Raw genomic sequence first — 24,063 nt, forward strand, 5'->3', positions numbered from 1 at the left:
TTTTTACACAACTTTGCGGGCGGGTTACTGGTTACCGAGGTCCTATGCCGAACCTGTCGCTCAGCGTCCGAATTGACCCTAACTCTGGCTTTTGCTTTGGTGTAATTTACGCCATTCAAATGGCCGAAGACCTGCTCGATGAGCAAGGCTACCTCTATTGCCTGGGTGATATTGTGCACAACGATGAGGAGGTGCAGCGCCTCGAAGCGCGTGGCCTGCGCATCATTTGCCACGAACGGCTGGCTGAGCTACGCGACGAAGCCGTGCTCATTCGGGCCCACGGCGAGCCCCCGGCCACCTACCAAATGGCCATGGAGAACAACCTGACCCTGATTGACGCAAGCTGCCCGGTGGTGCTGAAACTGCAAAACCGCATCAAAACCAGCTACGACAAAAAGGAGCAAATCTTCATTTACGGCAAGCACGGGCACGCCGAGGTACTAGGCCTGCTGGGCCAGACCAGCGGCAACGCCGTGGTATTCGAGAACCTGGACGAGTTGCTAAGCCACGAGCTGCCCGAGAATATCACGCTCTACAGCCAGACGACCAAGAGCACGAACAGCTTCTATAACATTAAGAACCAGCTCGAGACCCGGGGCTATCAGGTGAATGCCAACGACACCATTTGCCGGCAGGTAAGCAACCGCGACAAAGACTTGCGCCGCTTTGCCGCCCAGTTCGACCAGATTGTGTTTGTGTCGGGGACCAAAAGCTCCAATGGCAAAGTGCTTTACCAAGTGTGCAAAGAAACCAACCCGCAAACCCACTTCATTTCCAACGTGGGTGAAATAGAGCAAGTATGGTTCCGACCGGGGCAGTCAGTCGGCATTTGCGGGGCCACCAGTACCCCCATGTGGCTGATGGAGCAGGTGCGCGACCGGCTGTTGAGCCTATAGCCACGTTTTTCACGGAGTCATGCAGATAACGGATTTGCCATTCGGCGTCACAAATTGGGCGGAAGTTGCCGGTGAGGAGCACCCGGGCATTACCGGGGTGGCCACGTGGCGGACCCGGCAGTTTGGGCCGGTACGGGTGCGCATGGTCGATTACAGCCCCGACTACCTAGCCGACCATTGGTGCCAAAAGGGGCATTTCTTGCTGGTGACGGCAGGAGAATTAATAACGGAACTGGCCGACGGGCGCATATTCACGCTCACGGCGGGGATGAGCTACCAGGTAGCCGATGGGGCCGAAGCGCACCGCAGCAATACCGTGGGCGGGGCTGCGCTATTTATCGTTGACTGATGATGACTTCAGCTCCAGATAGGGTGATGGCTCCTCGGGTTGCGCCTGCGCCCGTAGGTACCACTGGCGCAGTCATTGCTGGGCTGATTCTGCTGTTATGGGCAGCGCTGCTGAGCTTTCTGCTGGCCCGCTACCAGCCCAACTGGCACTCGCCGGCGCCTTATCTGCTGGCCTTGCTGCAAACACACCTCTATACCGGTCTGTTTATCACCGCGCACGATGCCATGCACGGCGTAGTGAGTTCCAACAAGCGCTTGAATAATGGGTTAGGCACGTTGGCCGCCGGGCTGTTTGCCTACAATTGGTTTCCTGGTCAACTGCCCAAGCACCACGCCCACCACCGCCACGTCGGCACCTCCGACGACCCCGACTTTCATGATGGGCGCCACCCGGGTTTCCTGCCCTGGTTCCTGCGTTTCGCCTGGAACTACGTGACCTGGTGGCAGGTGCTGCTAATGGCTGTGACCTACAACGTGTTAAAACTCTACTTCCCGCAGGCCAATGTCATTACCTTCTGGATGATACCGGCGGTGCTGGCAACACTCCAACTATTCTTCTTCGGTACTTACCTGCCGCACCGGGGCGAGCATGCGGACGATAACCTGCACAAGTCGCGTAGCCAGTTCCGGCATCATCTGTGGGCATTTGTGAGCTGCTACTTCTTCGGCTACCACTACGAGCACCACGACCAGCCGTATCTGCCGTGGTGGCGGTTATGGCGGACCAAGGCCTAATTGGAAGTGCATGGCTATAGATGCGACAACTTTCCTGCTCAGCGTGCAACCGTAAAGTGAAAAGCCCCAACTCTTGAGTCGGGGCTTTTCATTTTCAAAAAGACTTGTCACAGCTCTAAGGGTACCGCATTGAGAGGAACGGATGCATCGCAAAACTTCCCTCGCAATGACAGACGGCGCGAATTAGTGCACCGGGTTGGTTTTCTTGCAGCAGTCGGGCAGGCGGTTATAAGCGCGGGCATCTGCCGTCAGCTCGTCAGCATCATAGCCGGTTTTTTGCACGGCGGTGCGCAGGGCAGCTGGTGTGGTTTTGTCAGCCTTGTAGGTCACGGTGAGGACTTTAGTTGGCACGTCGAGCACAGCGCTTTGCACCCCTTTTTCGTAGGCAAGGCTCTTTTCAATGCGGGTTTTACACATGTCGCACACCGCCGAAGTTTTAAACTGCGCCGTGGCGGTGCCTTGGGTGGCGGCTTGCACAGATGCCGGGGCCGTCTGAGCCTGAACACTGGAAGAGAAGCTAAGCAAGGCCAGCAGCGAAAGCGGGAGGATTAATTTCATGGTTGAGGTTAGGAGGCGTTGGGATGCCGGACGCATAACAAACTTGCGGCCGAAAAAATTGATTCTAAAGTAAGCGTATTCCTTGTTGTTACTCGATGCGGTAGCGCAGTCCCGCATAGGTCAGGCGGCCGAATACGGGGCCCCAAACCATGGCTGCATCAAACGTGGGCCCGAAGGGAGTGGCTGCGCCTTCAATGGGGTTGGGCTGGCGGTAGTTGGTCAGGTTCTCCACGCCCGCGTACACTTCGAGACGCTTGAATGCCCGGGTGACCTGGGTGTTTAGCAGGGCGTAGCGCGGGGCGGTTTCGGGCGTGTAGTCCTGCCCGGTGCCGTGGGCATGCGCACTAGTAATGTGCGCCAGGGCCCGCTCGCCAAACCATTGCACCGTAAAATCGACCCGCCACTTGTCGAAAGCGCTGGCATACCCCAGATTCAAGAAAGCGCGGTGAGTAGGGGTGAGGGGCTTGGGCAGTAGCTGGTTGTCGTAACTGGTGCGCACATCAAGGTACTTGTATGCGCCCTTGACCTGCAGCCCTTTCAGGGGTTCCACTTGAAGCTCTGCTTGCAAGCTGCGGGCAAAGGACCGGCCACCCGGCTGCAGGTTATCGATGGCGATAATGTCGGGTGCTGTGTACATATCGGCTACTACCTGGTTCTCGAATTCCGTGTGATAATAATCGAGAATTAAGGTAGCCGGGTGCCCCAACGCTGTAAAGTATTGGGTAGCACTGCCACCCACGTTCCAGGCCTTTTCAGGCCGCAGGTTGCTGCCGATGACGAACTCGCGGGCGCTGGCCAGCATTGCAGCATTGTCGGCGATGGGGTTGGCTACGCGGAAGCCACTTCCGGCGGCAGCCCGCAGCACCGTGTTCTTCAGCACATCGTACTTCAGGTTCAGGCGGGGCGTTAGCTGCCAGCCGTAGAGGTTGTGGTGGTCGGCGCGCAGGCCCGCTACCAGGGTCAGGTTGCGGCTGTTCTGGTAGGTGTATTCGGCAAAAGCGCCGGGCACCAGTTCGCGCCGGGTGCGGTGCTCGCGGGCTTCCACATCGGCCGGCGTGTCGGTCAGGTAGCTGCGGCCGGCGGTCAGGCGCTCGTTGTAGTCGTCGTAGAGAAAGCTCAGACCCGTGCGGTACACGTGCGCCGTATTGCCCAGCGCACTCTGGAAGAGCAGCGTGACCTGGCCGGTGCGCTGGCTGCCATCATAGGCGCGCGAACTGCGGTTGGTAACCGGGTAGGGTGGCAGGCTGGGGTCGTGGCCGGTGTGGTAGGTCTGGTAGCCGTATGAATACTGCGAGGTGAAGTCGTGGTCGGTACCGGTTAGCAGCAGGCCGAGGCTCTGGAACGGGCGCGAGGGCCAGTTGTAGGATGCTTTCGCGTAGCCGGTGTAGCGCGTGGTGGCCTGCGTGGTGCCGTAGCTCTGGGTAAAAGCCGCTTCGCCGCTATCGCGGAAACCGAGCTGGCCGCCCTGGCGGGTTTCGCGCAGTGCACCCAGGCCCACCTCGCTCACGATGCCGTGCCCCGAGAGGTATTTCCACTTATTGAAGGCGTTGAACTGCGTGGCCAGCGGCAAATCCAGGAAGCCATCCTGGTTGCGGTCCGCTCGACTGCCGAGGTGGTCGGTGTGGAGCAGCAGCACCGTGCTCCACTTCGGGTTGATGCGGGCCGAGGCGTTGAGGTTCACGTCGAGTTTGCCCAGGTCGTTGGCATAGGTGTTGAAGAGCAACTGGTCCGTCTTCTCGGGTTCCTTCAGCTTCACGTTCACCTGCCCCGAAATGGCCTCGTAGCCATTCACCACCGAGCCGGTGCCTTTGATGATTTCGATGTTTTCAATCCATGGCCCGGCCAGATAGCCCAACCGGTAGGGGGCGGCCAACCCGCGCAGCGCCGGCTGGTTGTCCACGGTCAGCAGCGAGTAGCTGCCATCAAGCCCTAGCAGCTGAATCTGTTTGGCCCCGGATACCGCGTCAGAAGTCGTGACTTCCACCGAGGCGTTGGTTTCGAAGCTCTCGGCCAGGTTGCAACAGGCCGATTTGGTAAGGTCGCGGCTCGAAATCATCTGCACGTTAGCCGGTGTGAGGGAGGAGTAGGCCGGGGCACGGTCCGTCACCACCACTTCGCCCAGCTCCGCACCAGCGCGCAGGGCCACCCGCAGGTACGGCGCGCCGCTCACGGGTACGGCCAGCGTATCGGCCCGGTAGCCGAGCGCCTGCACCACCAGCCGCGAGGCTGCCCGCGCCGGCCGCACCAGCGTAAAGCGTCCGGCATCGTCCGAGGTTGTGGTGATAACCGGCGCACCCGCATCGGCCGCATCGTAGAGCCAGCGCAGCACCGCACCGGGCAGGGGAGTGGCTTTGCCGGCCTCCGTTACCTCGCCCCGCACCGGCGCGATGGCCGATGATTGCGCGGCTACCTGCCCCGCAGGAAGCAAAGCCACGAGGAGCACCCAAGTTAGTAAATGCGGGATAAAACCGCCGATAGATTTCATGTTATCTGGAAGTTAAACGTTTCTGATGAATTGCCGCTACAACTTGCCGCGACAGCTTCGGCTGCTTTATGGGCAGCGTCAGCAAGACTCAGAAAAGCTTAGACTTCCAGGGTGCAGACGAAGGCCAGCAGCTCCCGGCCTCCCAGAAGTGGGGGCGAGGCATCGGCTGCGAACCAGCGTGGCCCGGCACCGGCCAGCGCGGCTACGCCAGCTGGTGCTACCAACCAGCTCATGGACGGGACCAACCCTAGCAACGCCGGAACTGGCACCAGAATTTTGGCCGCTAGCTCGTGCGCCGGGCTGGTCAACTTGTGCTCGTGCTTGCTGAAATCGCAGCAGCCGTCCTTGGCTTTGGAGGTTGTCGGTGCCAACTCGCCTATGCAGCCGCGCAGCTCAGCCCGGCCGGCTACCGACACAGCCACGGTGCTCTGCCCACTCAAGCGGCAAGTCAGGCGCTGCACTGTGAGGCCCACCGAGGTGATGAGCACCAGCACAGCCAGCAGCATGCTGACGGAGCGACGGAACAGTGAATAAGGACGCATAGCTGCTACAAAGATACGGCCTGCCTGAAGTTGTTCGACGTGCGAAATCCGGCTCGGGGAGGTACAACATCGGGGCGCGTTTGCCTCATGGTTGGCCCACTCCGGAGAAGATGAGAGTCAGGCACCCTCCCTAGGTGCAGCTGCTAGGGCATGGCTAAAAATTGTCAAGCTTCCCTCTTTTGGAAGCTGGAACATGGGTGCGTCTCCGCATGATTCACTGCCAGGGTAAAACCACCTGACATTCTGACAAATTTCTGGAATAGCTAGCCGTATGTTAGAAATGTCTTAAATAGAAGTGTCGCAAAAGTGCATTTAAAGCCTGTAAAGGCCATTTTGCATTTGTGGTAGGAAATGGTAAATCGTGGTTGATTTTCGATGGGGCTCGCGTACATTTGCCAATGTCACCGCTTCCTCACCCAGCGGTTTGTGCCCATGAACCTGCTCTCCGGCGAATATGAATGCAAGCTCGACCCCAAGGGTCGGCTGGTGTTGCCGGCCAAGGTGAAGGGCAACCTGCCCGAGCAATCGGGCAACCAACTGGTGCTCGTGCGCGGCTTCGAGCCTTGCCTGGTGCTGTACCCCCGAGCGGCCTGGCGCGTCATCCATGAGAAGGTGATGGCCCTGGACGAGTTCAACGAGGAGTACCGCCAGTTTCAGCGCAACTTTTTTCGGGGCATGACCGAGGTGGAGCTGGACAGCATCAACCGGTTTATGCTGCCACGCAGCATGCTGCGCTACGCGGGCATCGAAAAAGAGGCCATCATTGTGGGCCTGGGAAACCGTTGCGAAATCTGGGACCCGGCCCGTTACGATGAGTTCCTTATCAAAGACCAGCAGAGCTTTAGCAAGCTGGCGCAGAAGTTTTTATCGTCCGAAATTCCGCCGCTCGCCGGCCTGGCCGCATGAGCATGACCGAATACGACAACGACCAAGCTTACCACCGCCCTGTGATGCTGGCCCAATGCCTGGCCGCCATGGACCTGCAGCCCGACGGCCGCTATGTCGACGTCACCTTTGGCGGGGGCGGCCACTCAGCCCGCATCCTCGAGAAGCTGACTACGGGCCATCTCTACAGCTTCGACCAGGACGCTGATGCCGAGGCCGAAGCCGCCAAGCTGGTCTGCCCGCAGTTTACGTTTGTAAAAGCCAACTTTCGGGACTTAGGCACTGAATTGCAGCAGATTGGTGCCTTACCCGTGGATGCGCTGCTGGCCGACCTCGGCGTAAGCTCGCACCAGTTCGACACGCCCGAGCGCGGCTTTTCGACCCGTTTCGACGGGCCGCTGGATATGCGCATGGACCCCGACGGCCCGCTGACGGCTGGCGATATCCTCAACGACTACAAAGAAGCCGACCTGCACCGCATTTTCGGGATGTACGGGGAGGTGACCAACGCCCGCACGCTGGCTGCCACCGTGGGTGCGGCCCGGCGCGGCCGCCGCCTCGAAACCATTGCCGAACTCAAGCAGGCCATTCAGCCCTGCACCCCGCGTGGCAAGGAGAACAAGTACCTGGCGCAGGTTTTCCAGGCTTTGCGTATTGAGGTGAACCAGGAAATGCAGGCCTTGCAGGAGATGCTGCTGCAAACCGCCGACGTGCTGCGGCCCGGGGGGCGGTTGGTGGTGATGAGCTACCATTCATTGGAAGACCGGCTGGTGAAAAACTTCATCGGGAAGGGCAAATTTTTCGGAACCGTCGAAAAAGACTTCTTCGGCAATGAAAGCAAGCCCTTTGAGGCCGTGAACCGCAAGCCCGAAGAAGCCGACCCGGCCGAAGTCGTGCTGAATAGCCGCGCGCGAAGTGCTAAATTGCGGGTTGCAATCAGAAACTAGACCTTGCCGATGGCCGCTAACACGCTCCGTCCCACCGATGCCCCGCGCCGCGCCAATGTGCCGCGTCCGGTTGCCGTGCCCGAGCCGGAAGTAGCGCCCGCGCCTCCCGTGGCCGAGTACGTTGCCCCCGAGCCTGAGCCCGCAGCGGCACCCGCGCCCAAGCGCGAGAAGCGCCGCCGCGAGCCTGCCCCCGCAGCAGCCCCCCGCAGCTCGTGGAGCTTGTTTTCGTTGCTCGACCGCGCCACAAGTGTGGACGGGCTTTTCCGCGAAGGCCTGCCGGTGCGCTTTCTGCCGCACCTGCTATTCGTGATGCTGCTGGTGCTGCTCTACATTGGTAACACGCACTACGGCAACCGCATGAACCGCAATATCCAGCGTCTCAAGCAGGAAACCGAAGACTTGCGGGCCGACTATACGACGCTGAAATCGGACTACATGGAAGCCAGCAAGCAGAGCGAAGTGGCCCGCAAAGTGGCCGCGATTGGCTTGGTGGAAAGTTCCTCGCCGCCCTTTCGCATCAGCGTGCCGGCCGGTCACCTCGACGCGGCCGAACTGGAGCTGATGCCCGTGCTCACCGCCGATACGCTGGCCGCCCGTGCCGACCGCGACTCCACCGCTGCCCTACGCGCCGACCAACTGGCCGGCCGCAAGCACCCAACCGATGGCGGCGATGTGGACAGCGGACCCGAAATCATTGCGCCGCCCCAGGCGCTGGAAGGCGACTCGGTGCCGCTAGCTCCCACGCCAAACAGTGAAGCTACGCCGCAGGCTGCGCGGCGGGATGTTGCTTCTCGAGCTACAAAAGCTTCTAGAGCTAAGAGCACTAATAGCAAGTCGGATAAGCACGACAGTAAGAATAAAGTACAAAAGGGTACAAGTTCGCTTAAGAAACAATCGGCAGATAAGCAGACCGTTAAAGCTCATTCCCGATGAAAGGCAGTGTTAAGAAGTCGATAGTGACGCGCGTACGGCTGGCCTTTCTGGGGGTAGCCGTGTTTTCGGGCGCCATTTTTTGGAAGGCGACCAAGATTCAATTTCAGGAGGGCGCCAAGTGGCGCGCTTTGGAGCAGGAGCGGCGCATCAGCTACCAGTCGGTACCGGCCACGCGGGGCAATATCTACTCGGATAACGAGAGCATTATGGCCACGTCGCTGCCGTTTTACCGGGTGGCCTGGGACCCGGGCGTGGTAGATGATGATAAATTCAAAGCCAACGTGGACTCGCTGGCCTGGCACTTGGCACACTTCTTCGGCGACCGCAGCAAACAGGATTATATGCAGCGCCTAACCAATGCGCACGAGAAAAAGCAGCGTTACATCCGCCTGAACTCCCGCCAAATCAATTTTCAGGAAAAGAAAATGATGGCGAACTGGCCGATATTCCGCGAGAAGCGGAACCGGGGCGGGGCCATTTTTGAGAAAGTGGATAAGAGGTTCCGGCCCTTTGGCGGGCTGGCGCAACGCACCATCGGCTTCGTGAACGAGGACAAGCACGGCGCGGGCCTCGAGTACACCTTCGAACAGAGCCTGGCCGGGAAATCGGGCGAGGCCTTGTTTGAGCGCGTGCCGGGCGGCATCAAGCCGGTGTACGATGGCACCGAAATCAAGCCTCTGCCGGGCTACGATGTGAAAACCACACTCGACATCAACCTGCAGGACGTGGCCGAAAATGCCTTGTACAAGTCGCTGGTTGATAACAACGCCCAGTACGGCTGCGTGATTCTGATGGAAGTAGCGACCGGCGAAATCAAAGCCGTGGCCAACTTGGGCAAGGCCTCTGACGATACCTATAAGGAAGACTACAACTACGCCTTCGCCGACCAGGGCCGGACGGAGCCGGGCTCCACCTTCAAGCTGGCTTCGATGATGGCCTTGTTTGAGGCCCACCCGGAGCTGACGCTCGACGACATGGTGGACACCGGCAATGGCCGCATGTACGTGGGCGGAGCCGTGAAGTCGGACTCGCACGGCTACGGCCGCATCACGGTGCAGCAGGTATTTGAAAAGTCGAGCAACATCGGCGTGGCCAAGCTGGTGGATAAGTACTTCTCGGGTAACCCCACCGAATACACCGACTACCTGAAGAAATTCGGGCTCGACAAGCCGCTGGGTTTCCAGATGACCGGCGAGGCGCTGCCTTACGTGAAGGACACCAAGGACCGCAGCTGGAGTCGCACCTCGCTCACGACCATGAGCATTGGTTACGAGCTGAAACTGGCCCCGCTGCAAACGCTGGCGCTTTATAACGCCGTAGCCAACGGGGGCGTGAAGGTGCAGCCTATGATTGTGCGCGAAATCAAGCAGGCCGACCAAGTGCTGCAGCACAACGAAACCAAGGTCCTGATTCCCAAAATCTGCTCCGACGGCACGCTGGCCAAGGTAAAGTCGATGATGGAAGGGGTGGTGACGGCTGGCACGGCACGGAGCATTCGGCCCAAGGACTACAGCATTGCCGGTAAAACCGGCACGGCCTGGAAGTTCAAGAACGGGCAGTATACCCGAACGTATTCGACCAGCTTCTGCGGCTACTTCCCGGCCGACAAGCCCAAGTACAGCTGCATCGTGGTGGTGGATTCGCCCCGCAATGGCCGCATCTACGGGGCCGACGTGGCCGCGCCGGTGTTCCGCGAAGTGGCCGACAAGTGCATGGCCCGCGACCTGCTGAGCCAGCGCCCGCTGCTGGCCAAGGCCCGCCTGAACAAGAGCCACGTGCCGCTGGTGCGCGCCGGCATGAACGACGAGCTGGCCCTCGTGTGCCAGAAGCTGGGCTTGGTGGGCAATACTCAGGCCACGGGCGGCGAAGAGTGGGTGCGCGGCGCGTCCGACACCGCCTTCCACGCCCGCACCGTGGCCTTGGTAGTGAACCCAGTGCTGCCCGGCCGGGTGCCGTTGGCTCGCGGTCTGAGCTTGCGTGATGCCCTGTTTTTGCTTGAAAACCGGGGGCTGCACGTTCGAGCTGTCGGCTCGGGCCGGGTGCGCGAGCAGTCGCTGGCTCCTGGCACGCCCATCAAGCGCGGCGCGCTCATAACGCTGACTATGGAAGAGTCCGGCCCGCGCATCGCCGCGCCCGTGGCCTTACCGGAGCCCGAACACACCGACCTGGCCGAAAACAAGCTGCTGGTGCCGGTCGATATGGAGCCAACTAAAGTTCGCAAGTCATTTGCCGATGGCGAGAAGGCCCATGTGCAGCCCGCGGTAGCCGAACGTTCGGCCGGCGTGAAACCGAATGCCAAAGCCGGCAAGCCCACGGTAAAACCTGGTGTTGCAGCAACGGCCAAGCCGGCGACAACCAGCAGCAGAGCAAGAGCCGCCGATAAAGTTAAAGATGCAACTCGCCAGCCGGCTGCGGGCAAGGGCTCCAAAAAGCCCGCACCAGTCAAGCCCACTGTGCGCCGCGCTTGAAACAGTTAAAAGCACCGGTTAAAAGTTGAAAGCAAAACACCTCAACTCTTAACGTCTCCCTTTTAACTTCTAACTCCTCTCATGATTTCCCTGCCGCTCTTTTCCCTGCTCACCGACGTGAACGTGCTCGCCCAGCACGGTCCCACCGACGTGCCCATTACCGGCCTCACCCTCGACTCGCGCGAAGCCGGACCGGGTGTGGCCTTTTGCGCCCTGCGTGGCACGGCCAACGACGGCCACAAGTTTATCGAGGGCGCAGTAGAAAAGGGCTTGGCTGCCGTTATCTGCGAAGAGCTGCCCGCCGTGCTGAACCCTGCCACTGCTTATGTGCTGGTGGCTGACTCGGCCGAGGCGCTGGGCCACGTGGCTGCGGCGTTTCATGGGCACCCCTCGCGCCAGCTCACGCTGGTGGGTGTGACCGGCACCAACGGCAAAACCACTTGCGCTACGCTGCTGCATAAGCTGCTGCGCGAGCTGGGCTACCACGCCGGCCTGCTGAGCACGGTGCAGAACCAGATTGACGAAGAAGTCATCCCGAGCACCCACACCACCCCCGATGCCATTCGGCTGAATGCGCTGTTGGCGCGCATGGTGGCGGCCGGTTGCACCCACTCCTGCATGGAGGTGAGCAGCCACGCCGTGGCCCAGCACCGCGTAACCGGCCTGCGCTTTGCGGGCGGCATGTTCACCAACCTCACGCACGACCACCTCGATTACCACGGTACTTTCGACAACTACCTGAAGGCCAAAAAAGGCTTCTTCGATGCACTGCCCAAAACCGCTTTTGCCCTCACCAACGCCGACGACAAGCGCGGCCCGGTGATGCTGCAAAACACGGTGGCCCGGCGCGCCACTTACTCACTGCGCGGGTCGGCCGACTTCCGCGCCAAGCTGGTGGCCAACGAAGTGCATGGCCTGCACCTCGAAATCGAGGGCCGCGAGATTCTGTTCCGCCTCATCGGCGTGTTCAACGCCTACAACCTGCTGGCCGTGTACGGCGCGGCCGTACTGATGGGGGAGGAGCCCACCGAGGTTCTCACCATCCTCTCGGGCCTGACCACCGCGCCCGGCCGCTTCGAGCCGGTGGTGTCAGCCAAACAGGCTATTACGGGCATCATCGACTACGCCCACACACCCGACGCATTGGAAAACGTGCTGCAGACGCTGCACGAAATTCGCCAACCCAGCCAGCACATCATCACGGTGGTAGGCTGCGGTGGCAACCGCGACGCGGCCAAACGCCCCGTTATGGCCAACCTGGCGGCGCGGCTTTCCAACAACGTCATTCTCACCTCCGACAACCCCCGGTTTGAGGACCCCGCCGAGATTCTGGCCCAAATGGAGGCCGGCGTAACGGCTCCCGATTCGGCCAAGGTCCAGACCGTGCCCGACCGCCGCGCTGCCATCGAAGCTGCTGTGCGCCTGGCCGGCCCGCACGACATCGTGCTGGTGGCCGGCAAGGGCCACGAGAATTACCAGGAAATTCGCGGCGTGAAATCACCCTTTGACGACAAGCTGGTGCTTGCCGAAATTTTTGCTGAACTGAACAAGTAATGCGCCGTGCGCCGGTCCGACCGCCCTAGGCGGTCCGACCGGTTGCCGTCAGTACGACACCCGAACGACGGACCCGCCATCGTTCGACAAACAACCGGTCGGACTGCCTAGGGCAGTCCGACCGGCCGCCGCCTCCCGCCAAAACGCTTCCCGAATGCTTTATTACCTCTTCCGTTACCTGCACGAACATTACCACCTGGCGGGTACCGGCGTGTTTCAGTACACCACGTTCCGCGCCGGCCTAGCGGTGGTTATTTCCCTGCTCATTGCTCAGCTGTTTGGGCACCGATTGATAAAGGTGTTGCAACGGAAGCAGGCGGGCGAAACTATTCGCGACCTCGGTTTGCAGGGCCAGAATGAAAAGAAAGGTACCCCCACCATGGGCGGCATCATCATCATCCTGGCCATTTTGGTGCCTGTCATTCTGCTGTGCCGCCTGCGCAATATCTACATCATCCTCATGATTCTGAGTACGGTGTGGCTGGGCCTGATTGGTTTTCTGGACGACTACATCAAGGTGTTTCGCAAGAACAAGGAGGGCTTGAGCGGCCGCTTCAAAGTGCTGGGCCAAGTGGGTCTGGGCATCACGGTGGGCTGGGTGCTGTTCTACAGCGACGAAATCACCGTGCGACAGTACTTGCTGCCCAACGGCACCTTCTCCGCCATTGAGGCCACCAAAGTATTTAAAGACGTGCACCTAATGATTACCACCGTGCCGTTTATGAAGAACAACGAGTTGAACTACGGCGACCTGTTTGCCACAGCTGGCACGTTCTTCAATGGCCTCTACGGCTTTCTCTATATCCCCATTGTCATCTTCCTGATTACGGCCATCAGCAACGGCGCCAACCTGACGGACGGCCTCGACGGGTTGGCGGCCGGCACCTCGGCCATCATCGGCATCACGCTGGCCATCTTCGCCTTCGTGAGCGGCAACGCGCTACTGGCTGATTACCTGGACGTAATGTTCATTCCCGACTCGGGCGAGCTGGTCATTTTCTGTACGGCCTTTGTGGGAGCCTGCATCGGCTTTCTGTGGTATAACAGCTACCCGGCGCAGGTTTTCATGGGTGACACCGGCTCGCTGACGCTAGGCGGCATTATTACGGTGCTGGCCCTGGTGGTGCGCAAGGAGCTGCTGATTCCGGTTCTGTGCGGCGTGTTCATCATCGAAAACCTGTCGGTGGTGGTGCAGGTGGGGTGGTTTAAATACACCAAGCGCAAGTACGGCGAGGGCCGCCGCCTGCTGCGCATGTCGCCGCTGCACCACCACTACCAGAAGCTGGGCTACCACGAATCCAAAATCGTGTCGCGCTTCTGGATTGTCGGCATCATGCTGGCCGTCATCACGTTGGTTACCCTGAAACTGCGCTAAGAATGAACGTTATAATCCTCGGAGCGGCCGAAAGCGGCGTGGGCGCGGCCCTATTGGCACAGGCAAAAGGCCACGCGGTATTCGTGTCGGACCGTGGCCCCATCCAGCCCGACTACAAGCAGCAACTCACTGCCGCCGACATCGCATTCGAGGAAAACCAGCACTCGCTGGATAAAGTCCTGGCCGCCGACGAAGTGGTGAAAAGCCCCGGCATCCCCGAGAAAGCGCCGGTCATTCAGGCGCTGCGCGAAAAGGGCATTCCAATTATCTCCGAAATTGAGTTCGCCGGCCGCTACACCCGCGCCAAGTGCATCTGCATCACGGGCACCAACGGCAAAACCACCACCACGCTGCTCACTTACCATTTGCTGAAAAGCGCCGGCCTGAGCGTAGGCTTGGCCGGCAATGTGGGTTTCTCGCTGGCCGAGCAGGTGATTGAAGACAAGCACGATTACTACGTGGTGGAGTTGAGCAGTTTCCAGCTCGATGACACGCACGACTTCCAGCCCTGGATTTCCATCCTGCTCAACATCACCCCCGACCACCTCGACCGCTACGGCTACTCGCTCGAACACTACGCCCAAGCCAAGCTGCGCATCACCCGCAACCTAGATGGCAACGGCGCCTTCATCTACAACGCCGATGACGAGGTAACGGGCAAGTATTTCCAGTCGGCTTTTCTGGAAACGCGCCAGCTGCCCTTCAGCCTGCACCACCGCCACGATGTTCACCTCGCCGGCTACTACGTGTCGGAGTACATGCTCTGCACCAACCTCACGCCCGGCATCGACGAACACGCCGGGATGGAAGTAAACACCGCCAGCTCGCCGCTCATTGGGCAGCACAACCGCCAGAATACGCTGGCCGCCGTACTTGCCGCCCGCGTAGCCGGCCTCGAAACCGCGCAGATTGAAGCCGCCCTGGCCACCTTCCAGAATGCCGACCACCGCCTGCAGCTGGTGGGCGAAATCAACGGCGCGCGCTACATCAACGACAGCAAGGCTACCAACGTGGAAGCCGCCTGGTACGCCCTCGACGGCATTCACCAGCCCATCGTCTGGATTGCCGGCGGTACCGACAAAGGCAACGATTACAGCAGCCTGCTCAACCTAGCCGAGCACCGCGTGAAGGCCCTCATCTGCCTCGGCATCGACAACGCCAAGCTCCGCACGACTTTCGACTCCATCGTTCCGCACGTGGAGGAAACCCAGAGCATGGCCGACGCCGTGGCCCGCGCGGCCGCCCTCGCCGCCCCCGGCGACGTAGTGCTGCTCTCGCCCTGCTGCGCCAGCTTCGACCTGTTCAAAAATTACGAAGACCGGGGCCGGCAGTTTGCGGCGGCGGTGCACACCCAACTCGGGGGAGGCCTGTCGGAGTCACTATAATCTGAGCAACTTGTTTTAAAATCAACGATTATGAAAGACTGGCTGCAACGCAACCTCAAAGGCGACCCCATTTTGTGGGCCATCGTGCTCCTGTTCTCCTTCATCAGCATTGCCGTGGTGTATTCGGCCACTGGCACGCTGGCTTATAAGAAGATGGACGGCAACACCGAAGCCTTCCTTTTCAAGCACAGTAGCCTCATTTTCGTGGGGCTGGGCTGCATGTGGCTGGCGCACCGCGTCGATTACCGGCACTACTCGCGGCTGTCGCTCTATGCGCTGCTGGTGAGCGTGCCGCTGCTGCTGTTCACGTTTTTCATGGGTGGCGAAGTGAACCATGCCTCCCGCTGGATGACCATCCCGGTAATCAACCAGACCTTCCAGCCCTCTGACCTGGCCAAGCTCGCCCTCATTTCGCACCTAGCAAGTATGCTCAGCCGGCGTCAGCAGCAGCTTGACGATTTTAAAACCACCATGCTCCCGGTGATGCTGTGGGTAGGCACCATCTGCAGCCTCATCATCCTCAGTAACGCTTCCACGGCGCTGCTGCTGTTCGCTACCTGCATGCTGCTGATGTTTATTGGTCGGGTGCCGCTCAAGCACATGGCCGTAATGGTGGGCATTTTCGCGGTGCTGGGCGGCACCGGTCTGTGGGCAGGTGAACGGCTGGGCACGGTGATATCGCGCGTTACCAACTTCACCGACAAAACCAAGAAAACACCCTTCCAACTCGAACACAGCTACATTGCCATTGCCACCGGCGGCATCGCTGGCAAGGGCCCCGGCAAAAGCACCGAACGAAATATCCTGCCGCACCCGTATTCCGACTTTATCTACGCTGTCATCATTGAGGAATATGGCCTGCTGGGCGGGTTTGTTATCCTGTTCCTTTACCTGGCCTTTCTCTATCGAGGGCTGAAAACGGTGATGAACAGTTACGGAGCCTTCGGCGGCCTGCTCTCGGCGGGCCTCAGTTTCAGCCTCGTACTGCAGGCGCTCGTGAACATGGGGGTAGCTGTGGGCCTGGGCCCCATTACCGGTCTGCCACTCCCGCTGCTGAGCATGGGTGGCACCTCGCTTATCTTCACCGGCATCAGCATCGGCATTATCCTGGCTGTAAGCCGCGGCGAGCGGGAAATTCGGCCCATGACCGGCGAACCGGAGGATACCGCCCGCATCCCCAGCCAGCGCGCCCAGTATGCGTAAAGCATGCTAAAAAGAACGTCAAGCTGAACGCATGATGACTTCTGAGTTTTGATTAGCTCATTGGCTTCAGCGATTCACTGCGTTCTGCATGACAGACCATTCCGTATGACCAATCCTCCACTTCGTTTTATCATCTCCGGCGGCGGCACGGGCGGGCACATTTTCCCGGCTGTGGCCATTGCCAACGAGTTGCGCCGCCGGCTGCCCAACGCCGAAATCCTCTTCGTGGGTGCCAACGGCCGCATGGAGATGACCCGAGTGCCCGAAGCCGGCTACAAAATTGTGGGCCTCGACATCACCGGCTTGCAGCGCCGCCTTACGCCCCAGAACCTGATGTTTCCGGTGCGGGTGTTTCGTTCGGTGCGCAAGGCCGGCAAGCTGATTGAGGAATTCCGGCCCGATGCCGTGGTGGGGGTAGGAGGGTACGCTTCGGCCCCGGTGCTGTTGGCGGCTACTTCACGGGCTATTCCGTCTCTCATTCAGGAACAGAATTCCTACGCCGGCCTAGTGAACAAGCTGCTCGCCAAACGCGTGAACCGCATCTGCGTGGCTTACGATGGCATGGAGAAGTTCTTCCCCGCCGATAAGCTCGTGCTCACCGGCAACCCCGTGCGCACCGAGATTTCCCAGGGGAACCGCGCCGAAGCCCTGCACTTCTTCGGTCTCGACCCGAACAAGAAAACCCTGCTGGTCGTCGGCGGTAGTCTCGGGGCCCGTACGCTGAACCAGGCTACGGCCGCCGCCCTGCCGCGCTTGCTCGAGGCGGGCGTTCAGCTCCTCTGGCAAACTGGCAAGCTCTACTTCCCTGAAGCCCGCCAGCAAGCCGACCAGGCCGCCGGCCTGCACGCCCTGGAATTCATCCAGCGCATGGACCTGGCCTACGCGGCCGCCGATGTGGTTATCAGCCGCGCCGGGGCATTGTCGGTGTCTGAACTGTGCCTCACCGGCAAAGCCAGCATTCTGGTGCCTTCGCCCAACGTGGCCGAAGACCATCAAACCAAAAATGCCCTGGCCCTGGTCAGCAAAGGGGCGGCGGTCCTCATCACCGACGAGCATGCCCCCGCCCGCCTCTATGACGAAGCCTTGCGCCTGCTTGCCGACCCCGAGCGCCAGCAGCAACTCAGTATCCGCGTCCGCGAGCTCGCCCGGCCCGATGCAACCGTGACGATTGTAGACGAGTTGCTGAAACTGATTAAGAAGTAATTTAAACGTCATGCAGAGCGCAGCGAAGCATATCGCGTGCCGCCACTAATTTATTTAACGCTGCAACGATTGAGTTACCATTCCACGCGAGATGCTTCGCTGCGCTCTGCATGACGGTCAAGAAAGTATAAATACCCCTGAATTTGAACCAGTTTCCCTACGTTTTCTTCCTTGGCATTGGCGGCATTGGCATGTCGGCACTGGCCCGCTGGTTTCGTGCCAACGGCCACCACGTGAGCGGCTACGACAAAACCGAAACGCCCCTCACCCGCGCCCTTACCGCCGAAGGCATTGCCATTCACTACGCCGATGCGGTAGAGAGTATCCCGGCTGAAATTCGCGAAAACCGCGAGCAGACGTTGGTGGTCCTCACGCCCGCCATTCCGGCCGATAGCGTGGAATGGGCTTGGCTGCGCGCCGAAGGCTACGACATCCGCAAGCGCAGCCAGGTGCTGGGCGTGCTTACCCAGGGCCGCTACACCATTGCAGTGGCCGGCACCCACGGCAAAACCACGACCAGCAGCATGGTGGCGCACCTGCTGCACCATTCCGGCCTCGCCGCCGGAGCCTTCCTGGGAGGCATCTCGGTGAACCTGGGCAGCAACCTGCTGCTGCCTGCTACCCCCGAAGCGCCCATTGTGGTCGAAGCCGACGAGTACGACCGCAGCTTTCTGACGCTGTTCCCAGATGTGGCCATTGTAACCAGCTCCGATGCCGACCACCTCGACATCTACGGCGACCAGTCGGCTCTTATTGAGTCGTTCCGCCAGTTTGTGGCCCAAATCAAGCCCGGCGGCACGCTGTTGCTCAACCACACCGCCGATGCCAGTATCGCTGCTGCCGTGTCACCCGGCACCCGCGTCATCCGCTACGGCCTCACGCCGGAGCAAGGCCCCGAACTGTTCGCCGCCAACATCACCGCCCATGGCCACCGCTTCCATTTCGACCTGCACCGCCCCGAAGGCACCTTAAAGGGCCTGGAACTGGCAGTGCCTGGCTACCACAACGTCGAGAACATGTTGGCTGCGGCCGCCGTGGCTCAGTTTCAGGGCGTAGGGGAGGAGCAGCTACGCGCTGGCGTGGCGGCCTACCGCGGCGTGAAGCGGCGTTTTGAGTTCGTGGTGACTGCTCCTGAAAACGTCTATTTAGACGATTACGCCCACCACCCACGCGAAATCGACGCCTTCCTGCGTTCCGTGCGCACGCTCTACCCCAGTAAGCGGCTGCGCGTTATTTTTCAGCCTCATCTCTTCACCCGCACCCGCGACTTTGCTGCCGGCTTTTCCCAAAGCTTAAGTATTGCAGATGAGGTGTTTTTGTTGGATATTTACCCCGCTCGCGAGAAGCCGCTACCCGGCATAAATGCAGAAATGCTCCTGGCTGAAATTACCGCTCCCACCAAAGCCCTCGTGACCAAAGAACAAGCCCTGGCCGCCGCTCAAACTGACACGTCGTTCGGCGTGCTGGCCACCGTTGGCGCCGGCGATATTGATACGCTGGTTCCGCAGTTGAAGCTGATACTAACGGAGCGGTGGAAGTAGAACCTTAACAACCTCTGTCATCCTGAGCACAGCGAAGGACCTTATCACTAATGAACGGATTGCGGTAACCTAAACGATGCAGTCGTGATAAGGTCCTTCGCTCCGCTCAGGATGACAGCCGAGACTAACCCCCACACCCGCCTACCCCCACCCTCAAGCCCTCCGTTTTGGAACGCACCGTTAGAAACTTACTTGTGGCCGCTGCCTGCCTGCTGGTGCTGGGCGCGCTGGGCGCGTTCGCCGCCGTGCGCCAAGCCAACCGCTCGGTCGACGCCGTGAAGGTGAACATCGCCAACGAGTTTGATAATTATTTTATCTCCGAGCGCGGCGTTACGGCCCTGCTCACCAAGGGCGGTAAGGAGCCCGTCATCGGCACTCATCCCGAAGGCCCGCGCCTGCGCGTCCTCGAGGCCCGTTTGAAGGCGCACGCATTCGTGCGCGACGCTCAGGTGTACCGCGACCTCGCCGGCAACCTGCATGCCGACGTGCGCCAGAACCGGCCCATTGCCCGCCTCACGCACCCCGATACCCGCCTCGATACCTACGTGGATGCCGAGGGGCGTACGCTGCCACTTTCGCCGCTATTCACGGCCCGCGTAGCCACTGTGGCGCGCCCTAGTGGCGGTAATCTGCCAACTGGATTTTTCCAGGATAGTACCGGGAGGCGGTATCTTGAGTTTTTGCGCTACGTAGACGAGCATGAATTTTGGAAGGCGCAGGTGGCCGAGGTATTTATTGAGCCGGGTGGGAAGCTCTCCTTCACGCAGCAAGTGGGCGACCAACGTGTTGAATTCGGGCTGCCCGAAAATATTTCGGAGAAATTCGCCAAGCTTATGGTATTTTACCGTCAAATTCCGTCAGTTTTGGGGTGGGATACCTACCACCGCGTAAACGTGGAATATCAAAATCAGATTATTTGCGAATAACAATTCGTTGAAAAATAGGCCGTTAGGTCAAAAAAAACTCTTTCCCAACCCACCGCTTCTTCACTGCTCGCCAGCACCGCATCCTATGCAACAAGACAAAATCGTCGTCGGGCTCGACATTGGTACCACAAAAATTTGTGCCCTGGTGGGCCGCAAAAACGAATTTGGTAAACTCGAAATCCTGGGCATGGGCAAAGCCGTGTCGGAGGGGGTTTCGCGGGGCATCGTGCTCAACATCGACAAGACCGTAGACGCCATTAAACGGGCCATTCGGCAGGCCGAAGAACAGTCTGGAATTAGCATTGGAGTGGTAAACGTCGGCATTGCCGGCCAGCACATCAAGAGCCTCCAGCACAACGGCAGCATCACCCGCAACTCGCACGATACCATCGGGCCAGACGACGTGGCGCGCCTCACGCAGGACATGTACCGCCTCGTTACGCAGCCCGGCTCGCAAATCATTCACGTGATGCCGCAGGACTACAAAGTGGACTACGAGGAAGGCATTTCCGACCCCGTGGGCTACGAAGGCGTGCGGCTGGAAGGCAACTTCCACATCATCACGGCCCAGAGTACGGCCATCAACAACATCAACAAGTGCGTGACCAAGGCCGGCCTCGAAATCGCCGACCTCATTCTCGAACCCCTCGCCAGCTCCATGTCCATCCTCTCGGAGGAGGAGAAGGAAGCCGGCGTGGCCCTGATTGACATTGGCGGCGGCACCACCGACTTGGCAGTGTTCAAGGACGGCATCATCCGCCACGCGGCCGTGCTGCCATTCGGCGGCAACATCATCACGCAGGACATCAAAACCGGCTGCAACGTGGCCCCCGGCCAGGCCGAGCAGCTGAAAGTAAAGTTCGGCAAAGCCATTGCGCAGGAAGCCAGCGACTACGAAATCGTGAGCATCCCCGGCCTGCCCAACCGCCCACCTAAGGAGGTTTCGCTGAAAAATCTCGCCTACATCATTGAGGCCCGCATGTCGGAAATCATGGAGCTGGTGTATGCCGAAATCTACCGCATGGGCCTGCACGACAAGCTGTCGGCCGGCATCGTGCTCACCGGCGGTGGCTCGCAACTCCAGAACCTGGAGCAGCTTACCGAATACATCACCGGCCTCGATACGCGTATCGGCTACCCCAACCAGCATCTCGGCAAGAGCCGCATCGAAGCCGTGAAGTCGCCGATGTACGCGACCACCGTGGGCCTCGTGCTGTCGGGCTACCATTCGCTGGATGAGCGCCAGGTGACGCGCCCCAGCTACGAAGAGGAGCAGGTCACTACGCCTTCTTACTACGCTGCGCCCGCCGTTGCTGCACCAGTAGCTCAGGCAGCGCCCGCGCCCGTGGAAACCCGCGCTGCTGTTGCCGTGGCTCCGGCCCCTGCTCCGCAGCCCGCCAAGCCCAAAGAGCCCGGTGCCGCCAGCCGCTTCTTCAAGGACATCATTACCCGCACCAAGGGGTTGCTGATTGACGATTACGACGATAAATCTTATTAAGACTGTTGAATTGGCGGATTGTTGAATTGCTAAATTGCGGGAAGGTGCGGTGTAACGGTTTCGTTCTCACCGATTACTAATTACCTGCAGGCACAATTTGACAATTCAGTCATCCACCTATTCAACCATTCCATTATGAATTACAAATTCGATATTCCCGCCCAGAGCAAGTCCATCATCAAGGTGATTGGGGTTGGCGGCGGTGGCTCCAATGCCGTGAAGCACATGCATAAGCAGGGCATCAAGGACGTGGAATTTATCATCTGCAACACCGACCACCAGGCGCTGCAAAGCTCCACGGTGCCCAACAAGCTGCAAATTGGCGTTGACCTCACCGAAGGCCTCGGCGCGGGTGCCAAGCCCGAGCGCGGCCGTCAGGCCGCTATCGAAAGCAAAGAGCAAATTCGCGACCTGCTGAACCAGGGCACCAAAATGCTCTTCATCACGGCCGGTATGGGCGGCGGTACCGGTACCGGCGCAGCTCCCGTAATTGCGCAGGTAGCCCAGGAGTTGGGCATTCTCACGGTAGGCATCGTAACGGCTCCCTTCATGTTCGAAGGGAAGAAAAAGCGCCAGCAGGCCGAAGAAGGCATCAAAGCGCTGAGCGAGCATTGCGACACGGTGCTGGTGATTCTCAACGACAAGCTGCCGCAGATTTACGGCAACCTGACGATGGGCGCCGCCTTTGCTAAAGCCGATACCGTGCTGACCACGGCTGCCAAATCCATCGCCGAAATCATCACGGTGACCGCCGATGTGAACGTTGACTTTGAAGACGTGAAAACGGTGATGAAGGACAGCGGGGCCGCCGTAATGGGCAGCAGCGTGACCGAAGGCGAAAACCGCGCCCGCCGCGCCGCCGAGGAAGCCCTGAACTCGCCGCTGCTCAACAACACCGACATCCACGGCGCGCAGCGCATCCTGCTTTCCATCATGTCGGGCGTCGAGCACGAGCTGGAAATGGACGAGCTGACGGAAATCACGGAGTACATCCAGGAAAAAGCTGGCCAGGACGCCGAGATGATTTTTGGTCACGGCATTGATGACAGCCTGGGCCAGAGCATCCGGGTCACGGTAATTGCCACGGGTTTTGCCCGCGACGCGCACTCCATCACCACGCCCGCAATGGGTGGCAGCACCTCAGCCGAGCCGGTAACTGCCTCGGCTCCTGCAGTCGAAGCGCCGCGTCCAGAAGCTACGCCAGCGTCGCTGGCTACTTCGGCTCCTTTCGTGCCCAGCTTTGGTTCGCCCGAGCCCGCCCGCGTGACGTTTGACCTGAACGGCCCCTCGGCGCACAACGCGCCGCCGTTGGCTGGCATTCCGGCCAGTGCGCCAACCGAGCCGGTGCTTACGTCGAGTGCGCCGGTGCCGGCAGCGAGCCCGGAAGCCCACCGTCCGCGCCCGGCCATGGATGCCCAGGCACTGGAGCGCCGCCGCCGCCTGCAGGAATTGAGCAACGGCCTGCCGCCCGAGGCCGTGAGCCAGTACGACACGCCTGCCTACCTGCGCCGCCAGGTAAAGCTGGAGAACGTGGAGCCCAGCTCGGCTCAGAATATCTCCCGCTTCAACTTATCAGATGATAACGAGCTGCTGGGCGATAACCGCTTCCTGCACGACAACGTGGACTAAGTAATTGGTTTAGTTAAAGCGAAAAGCGCCGCTGCTGATATCCTCAGCAGCGGCGCTTTTTTGTGAATATGGCGCAGTGCGTCACCATGCCCGTGTCAATAGATTGTTCTTTTCAAACCAGCTAAACAGCCAGCGCAGGTGACAAGTACAGCGTTGCGCTGCTTGATATGTTTTATCAGCAACTGCTGTTGAAGCAGGATTTTACGCTTGCTCTTAATCATGTCGAAGCCGGTTACTGCATAAGCTTGGGTTTCGCAATGAATGCTGGCGAGCCACTCGGCTAAGATGCTGACCTGGTTATGGCGGGCCAGGTCCTCGATTTGCAGGTACCGAGATGTTTTAGGTGATGAATCTCCGCAGGTCAGGGCATAGAGCTCGTTAGCCTGCAGCTCTACGAAGAAGTCAGGTAACGTTTTGCGGGACTGATAGAATGCATTTCGGTTGGCCACAAATTGCAGTACCGACGCGGTATCGCAGGATTGAAGCAGCACGTTTTTCTGCTTAATGGAGTCAGCGCCTAGTTCGGTGGTGGCCGCTGCCAGCGCGATAATGTGCCCGTTCCTGGAAACGGCATCAAGCTGGAATATGATGCCATTGGCGTTAATTACCGTCCGGCGATGGGTAGCCCCAAAGTCGATATCCCGGTCAAACTCCGTTGAAACAGTGCTACGCGAGAAGCGAACAGTTGTGGTAAGGCTGTCCAGGTTTTTTGCAAGAGTTTGGCTGGCCTGATTCAGGCGTAACAATGGCGCAATCGGTTTATAGTAAACATCGACTTGCTCGCGGCTTTGGCCGTAGGAAGCCTGGCCGTGGAAGCAAGCCACTAGTATCGCAAAAAGCCATAGCCATTTAAACGAGCTCAGGGAATAGCTTAGCCGCATATAATAGGGGCCGGTTATTAGAAACCAGTATTCAACTGATGCCCACTGCCCTTGTTTTGCATATTATGGCT

General features: G+C 59.7%; 20 protein-coding genes. 16 read left to right on the forward strand and 4 right to left on the reverse strand.

Annotated elements, in window-relative coordinates:
• The first annotated feature begins 44 nt into the window (after window positions 1-44).
• The 3 genes from ABD837_RS00110 to ABD837_RS00120 are packed head-to-tail and all read left to right on the forward strand — an operon-like array spanning window position 45 to window position 1,979.
• The gene (locus ABD837_RS00110) at window positions 45-896 is read left to right on the forward strand and encodes a 4-hydroxy-3-methylbut-2-enyl diphosphate reductase (protein WP_345048923.1); all 852 of its coding nucleotides are present in this window, start codon (window positions 45-47) and stop codon (window positions 894-896) included.
• A gap of 19 nt (window positions 897-915) precedes the next feature.
• The gene (locus ABD837_RS00115) at window positions 916-1,245 is read left to right on the forward strand and encodes a DHCW motif cupin fold protein (protein ID WP_345048926.1); all 330 of its coding nucleotides are present in this window, start codon (window positions 916-918) and stop codon (window positions 1,243-1,245) included.
• 26 nt (window positions 1,246-1,271) lie between these two features.
• Complete coding sequence (locus tag ABD837_RS00120; protein WP_345048928.1) at window positions 1,272-1,979, forward strand: fatty acid desaturase; 708 nt, start codon at window positions 1,272-1,274, stop codon at window positions 1,977-1,979.
• Between the two features lie 183 nt (window positions 1,980-2,162).
• Here ABD837_RS00120 and ABD837_RS00125 read toward each other — a convergent pair whose 3' ends face one another.
• The 3 genes from ABD837_RS00125 to ABD837_RS00135 form a co-directional block, all read right to left on the reverse strand.
• Window positions 2,163-2,537, reverse strand: a complete 375-nt coding sequence (locus ABD837_RS00125; protein ID WP_345048930.1) for a heavy-metal-associated domain-containing protein — start codon at window positions 2,535-2,537, stop codon at window positions 2,163-2,165.
• An 88-nt stretch (window positions 2,538-2,625) separates the two neighbouring features.
• Window positions 2,626-4,971 carry a TonB-dependent receptor gene (locus ABD837_RS00130; protein WP_345048931.1) on the reverse strand — a complete coding sequence of 782 codons (2,346 nt, stop codon included), beginning with the start codon at window positions 4,969-4,971 and terminating at the stop codon, window positions 2,626-2,628.
• Window positions 4,972-5,120: 149 nt separating this feature from the next.
• Entirely contained in the window at window positions 5,121-5,564 is a 444-nt protein-coding gene (locus ABD837_RS00135; RefSeq protein WP_345048933.1) for a hypothetical protein, read from the reverse strand.
• A gap of 432 nt (window positions 5,565-5,996) precedes the next feature.
• Between ABD837_RS00135 and mraZ the strand changes: the two genes are divergently transcribed.
• From mraZ to ftsZ, 13 genes are all read left to right on the forward strand, one after another.
• A complete protein-coding gene (mraZ, locus tag ABD837_RS00140) occupies window positions 5,997-6,470 on the forward strand; it encodes a division/cell wall cluster transcriptional repressor MraZ (RefSeq protein ID WP_345048934.1) in 474 nt (157 codons plus the stop codon).
• A 2-nt stretch (window positions 6,471-6,472) separates the two neighbouring features.
• Window positions 6,473-7,396, forward strand: coding sequence for a 16S rRNA (cytosine(1402)-N(4))-methyltransferase RsmH (rsmH, locus tag ABD837_RS00145; RefSeq protein ID WP_345049936.1), 924 nt, complete (start codon window positions 6,473-6,475; stop codon window positions 7,394-7,396).
• Window positions 7,397-7,405: 9 nt separating this feature from the next.
• Window positions 7,406-8,329, forward strand: coding sequence for an FtsL-like putative cell division protein (locus tag ABD837_RS00150; protein WP_345048936.1), 924 nt, complete (start codon window positions 7,406-7,408; stop codon window positions 8,327-8,329).
• Window positions 8,326-10,797 carry a penicillin-binding protein gene (locus tag ABD837_RS00155; protein WP_345048939.1) on the forward strand — a complete coding sequence of 824 codons (2,472 nt, stop codon included), beginning with the start codon at window positions 8,326-8,328 and terminating at the stop codon, window positions 10,795-10,797. The genes ABD837_RS00150 and ABD837_RS00155 overlap by 4 nt, the downstream gene beginning before the upstream one ends.
• An 81-nt stretch (window positions 10,798-10,878) precedes the next feature.
• Complete coding sequence (locus tag ABD837_RS00160) at window positions 10,879-12,351, forward strand: UDP-N-acetylmuramoyl-L-alanyl-D-glutamate--2,6-diaminopimelate ligase (RefSeq protein ID WP_345048941.1); 1,473 nt, start codon at window positions 10,879-10,881, stop codon at window positions 12,349-12,351.
• A gap of 154 nt (window positions 12,352-12,505) precedes the next feature.
• Window positions 12,506-13,726, forward strand: coding sequence for a phospho-N-acetylmuramoyl-pentapeptide-transferase (gene mraY / locus ABD837_RS00165; RefSeq protein ID WP_345048943.1), 1,221 nt, complete (start codon window positions 12,506-12,508; stop codon window positions 13,724-13,726).
• 2 nt (window positions 13,727-13,728) lie between these two features.
• Window positions 13,729-15,111 (forward strand): UDP-N-acetylmuramoyl-L-alanine--D-glutamate ligase, encoded by a 1,383-nt coding sequence (gene murD, locus ABD837_RS00170; protein WP_345048944.1) that lies wholly within the window; start codon window positions 13,729-13,731, stop codon window positions 15,109-15,111.
• A gap of 30 nt (window positions 15,112-15,141) precedes the next feature.
• Window positions 15,142-16,314 (forward strand): FtsW/RodA/SpoVE family cell cycle protein, encoded by a 1,173-nt coding sequence (locus tag ABD837_RS00175; RefSeq protein ID WP_345048947.1) that lies wholly within the window; start codon window positions 15,142-15,144, stop codon window positions 16,312-16,314.
• 105 nt (window positions 16,315-16,419) lie between these two features.
• Window positions 16,420-17,517 (forward strand): undecaprenyldiphospho-muramoylpentapeptide beta-N-acetylglucosaminyltransferase, encoded by a 1,098-nt coding sequence (murG, locus tag ABD837_RS00180; RefSeq protein WP_345048949.1) that lies wholly within the window; start codon window positions 16,420-16,422, stop codon window positions 17,515-17,517.
• 143 nt (window positions 17,518-17,660) lie between these two features.
• A complete protein-coding gene (murC, locus tag ABD837_RS00185; RefSeq protein WP_345048950.1) occupies window positions 17,661-19,058 on the forward strand; it encodes a UDP-N-acetylmuramate--L-alanine ligase in 1,398 nt (465 codons plus the stop codon).
• A 194-nt stretch (window positions 19,059-19,252) separates the two neighbouring features.
• Window positions 19,253-19,984, forward strand: coding sequence for a cell division protein FtsQ/DivIB (locus ABD837_RS00190; protein ID WP_345048953.1), 732 nt, complete (start codon window positions 19,253-19,255; stop codon window positions 19,982-19,984).
• A gap of 85 nt (window positions 19,985-20,069) precedes the next feature.
• Entirely contained in the window at window positions 20,070-21,482 is a 1,413-nt protein-coding gene (gene ftsA / locus ABD837_RS00195; RefSeq protein ID WP_345048955.1) for a cell division protein FtsA, read from the forward strand.
• A gap of 135 nt (window positions 21,483-21,617) precedes the next feature.
• Entirely contained in the window at window positions 21,618-23,111 is a 1,494-nt protein-coding gene (ftsZ, locus tag ABD837_RS00200) for a cell division protein FtsZ (RefSeq protein WP_345048957.1), read from the forward strand.
• 95 nt (window positions 23,112-23,206) lie between these two features.
• Here the strand turns inward: ftsZ and ABD837_RS00205 are convergent, their stop codons facing one another.
• Window positions 23,207-23,992: a hypothetical protein gene (locus tag ABD837_RS00205; protein WP_345048958.1), complete on the reverse strand. Its 786-nt coding sequence runs from the start codon at window positions 23,990-23,992 to the stop codon at window positions 23,207-23,209.
• Between the last annotated feature and the right edge of the window lie 71 nt (window positions 23,993-24,063).

The organism is Hymenobacter glaciei, assembly GCF_039539585.1.
Lineage (GTDB): Bacteria > Bacteroidota > Bacteroidia > Cytophagales > Hymenobacteraceae > Hymenobacter > Hymenobacter glaciei.

Coding starts and splice junctions, on each gene's coding strand:
- murG (WP_345048949.1), top strand. CDS start 16,420: ATGACCAATCCTCCACTTCGTTTTATCATCTCCGGCGGCGGCACGGGC.
- murD (WP_345048944.1), top strand. CDS start 13,729: ATGAACGTTATAATCCTCGGAGCGGCCGAAAGCGGCGTGGGCGCGGCC.
- ABD837_RS00160 (WP_345048941.1), top strand. CDS start 10,879: ATGATTTCCCTGCCGCTCTTTTCCCTGCTCACCGACGTGAACGTGCTC.
- ftsZ (WP_345048957.1), top strand. CDS start 21,618: ATGAATTACAAATTCGATATTCCCGCCCAGAGCAAGTCCATCATCAAG.
- rsmH (WP_345049936.1), top strand. CDS start 6,473: ATGACCGAATACGACAACGACCAAGCTTACCACCGCCCTGTGATGCTG.
- ABD837_RS00110 (WP_345048923.1), top strand. CDS start 45: ATGCCGAACCTGTCGCTCAGCGTCCGAATTGACCCTAACTCTGGCTTT.
- ABD837_RS00135 (WP_345048933.1), bottom strand. CDS start 5,564: ATGCGTCCTTATTCACTGTTCCGTCGCTCCGTCAGCATGCTGCTGGCT.
- ABD837_RS00115 (WP_345048926.1), top strand. CDS start 916: ATGCAGATAACGGATTTGCCATTCGGCGTCACAAATTGGGCGGAAGTT.
- ABD837_RS00120 (WP_345048928.1), top strand. CDS start 1,272: ATGGCTCCTCGGGTTGCGCCTGCGCCCGTAGGTACCACTGGCGCAGTC.
- mraY (WP_345048943.1), top strand. CDS start 12,506: ATGCTTTATTACCTCTTCCGTTACCTGCACGAACATTACCACCTGGCG.
- ABD837_RS00125 (WP_345048930.1), bottom strand. CDS start 2,537: ATGAAATTAATCCTCCCGCTTTCGCTGCTGGCCTTGCTTAGCTTCTCT.
- ABD837_RS00150 (WP_345048936.1), top strand. CDS start 7,406: ATGGCCGCTAACACGCTCCGTCCCACCGATGCCCCGCGCCGCGCCAAT.
- ABD837_RS00175 (WP_345048947.1), top strand. CDS start 15,142: ATGAAAGACTGGCTGCAACGCAACCTCAAAGGCGACCCCATTTTGTGG.
- ABD837_RS00205 (WP_345048958.1), bottom strand. CDS start 23,992: ATGCGGCTAAGCTATTCCCTGAGCTCGTTTAAATGGCTATGGCTTTTT.
- mraZ (WP_345048934.1), top strand. CDS start 5,997: ATGAACCTGCTCTCCGGCGAATATGAATGCAAGCTCGACCCCAAGGGT.
- ABD837_RS00155 (WP_345048939.1), top strand. CDS start 8,326: ATGAAAGGCAGTGTTAAGAAGTCGATAGTGACGCGCGTACGGCTGGCC.
- ftsA (WP_345048955.1), top strand. CDS start 20,070: ATGCAACAAGACAAAATCGTCGTCGGGCTCGACATTGGTACCACAAAA.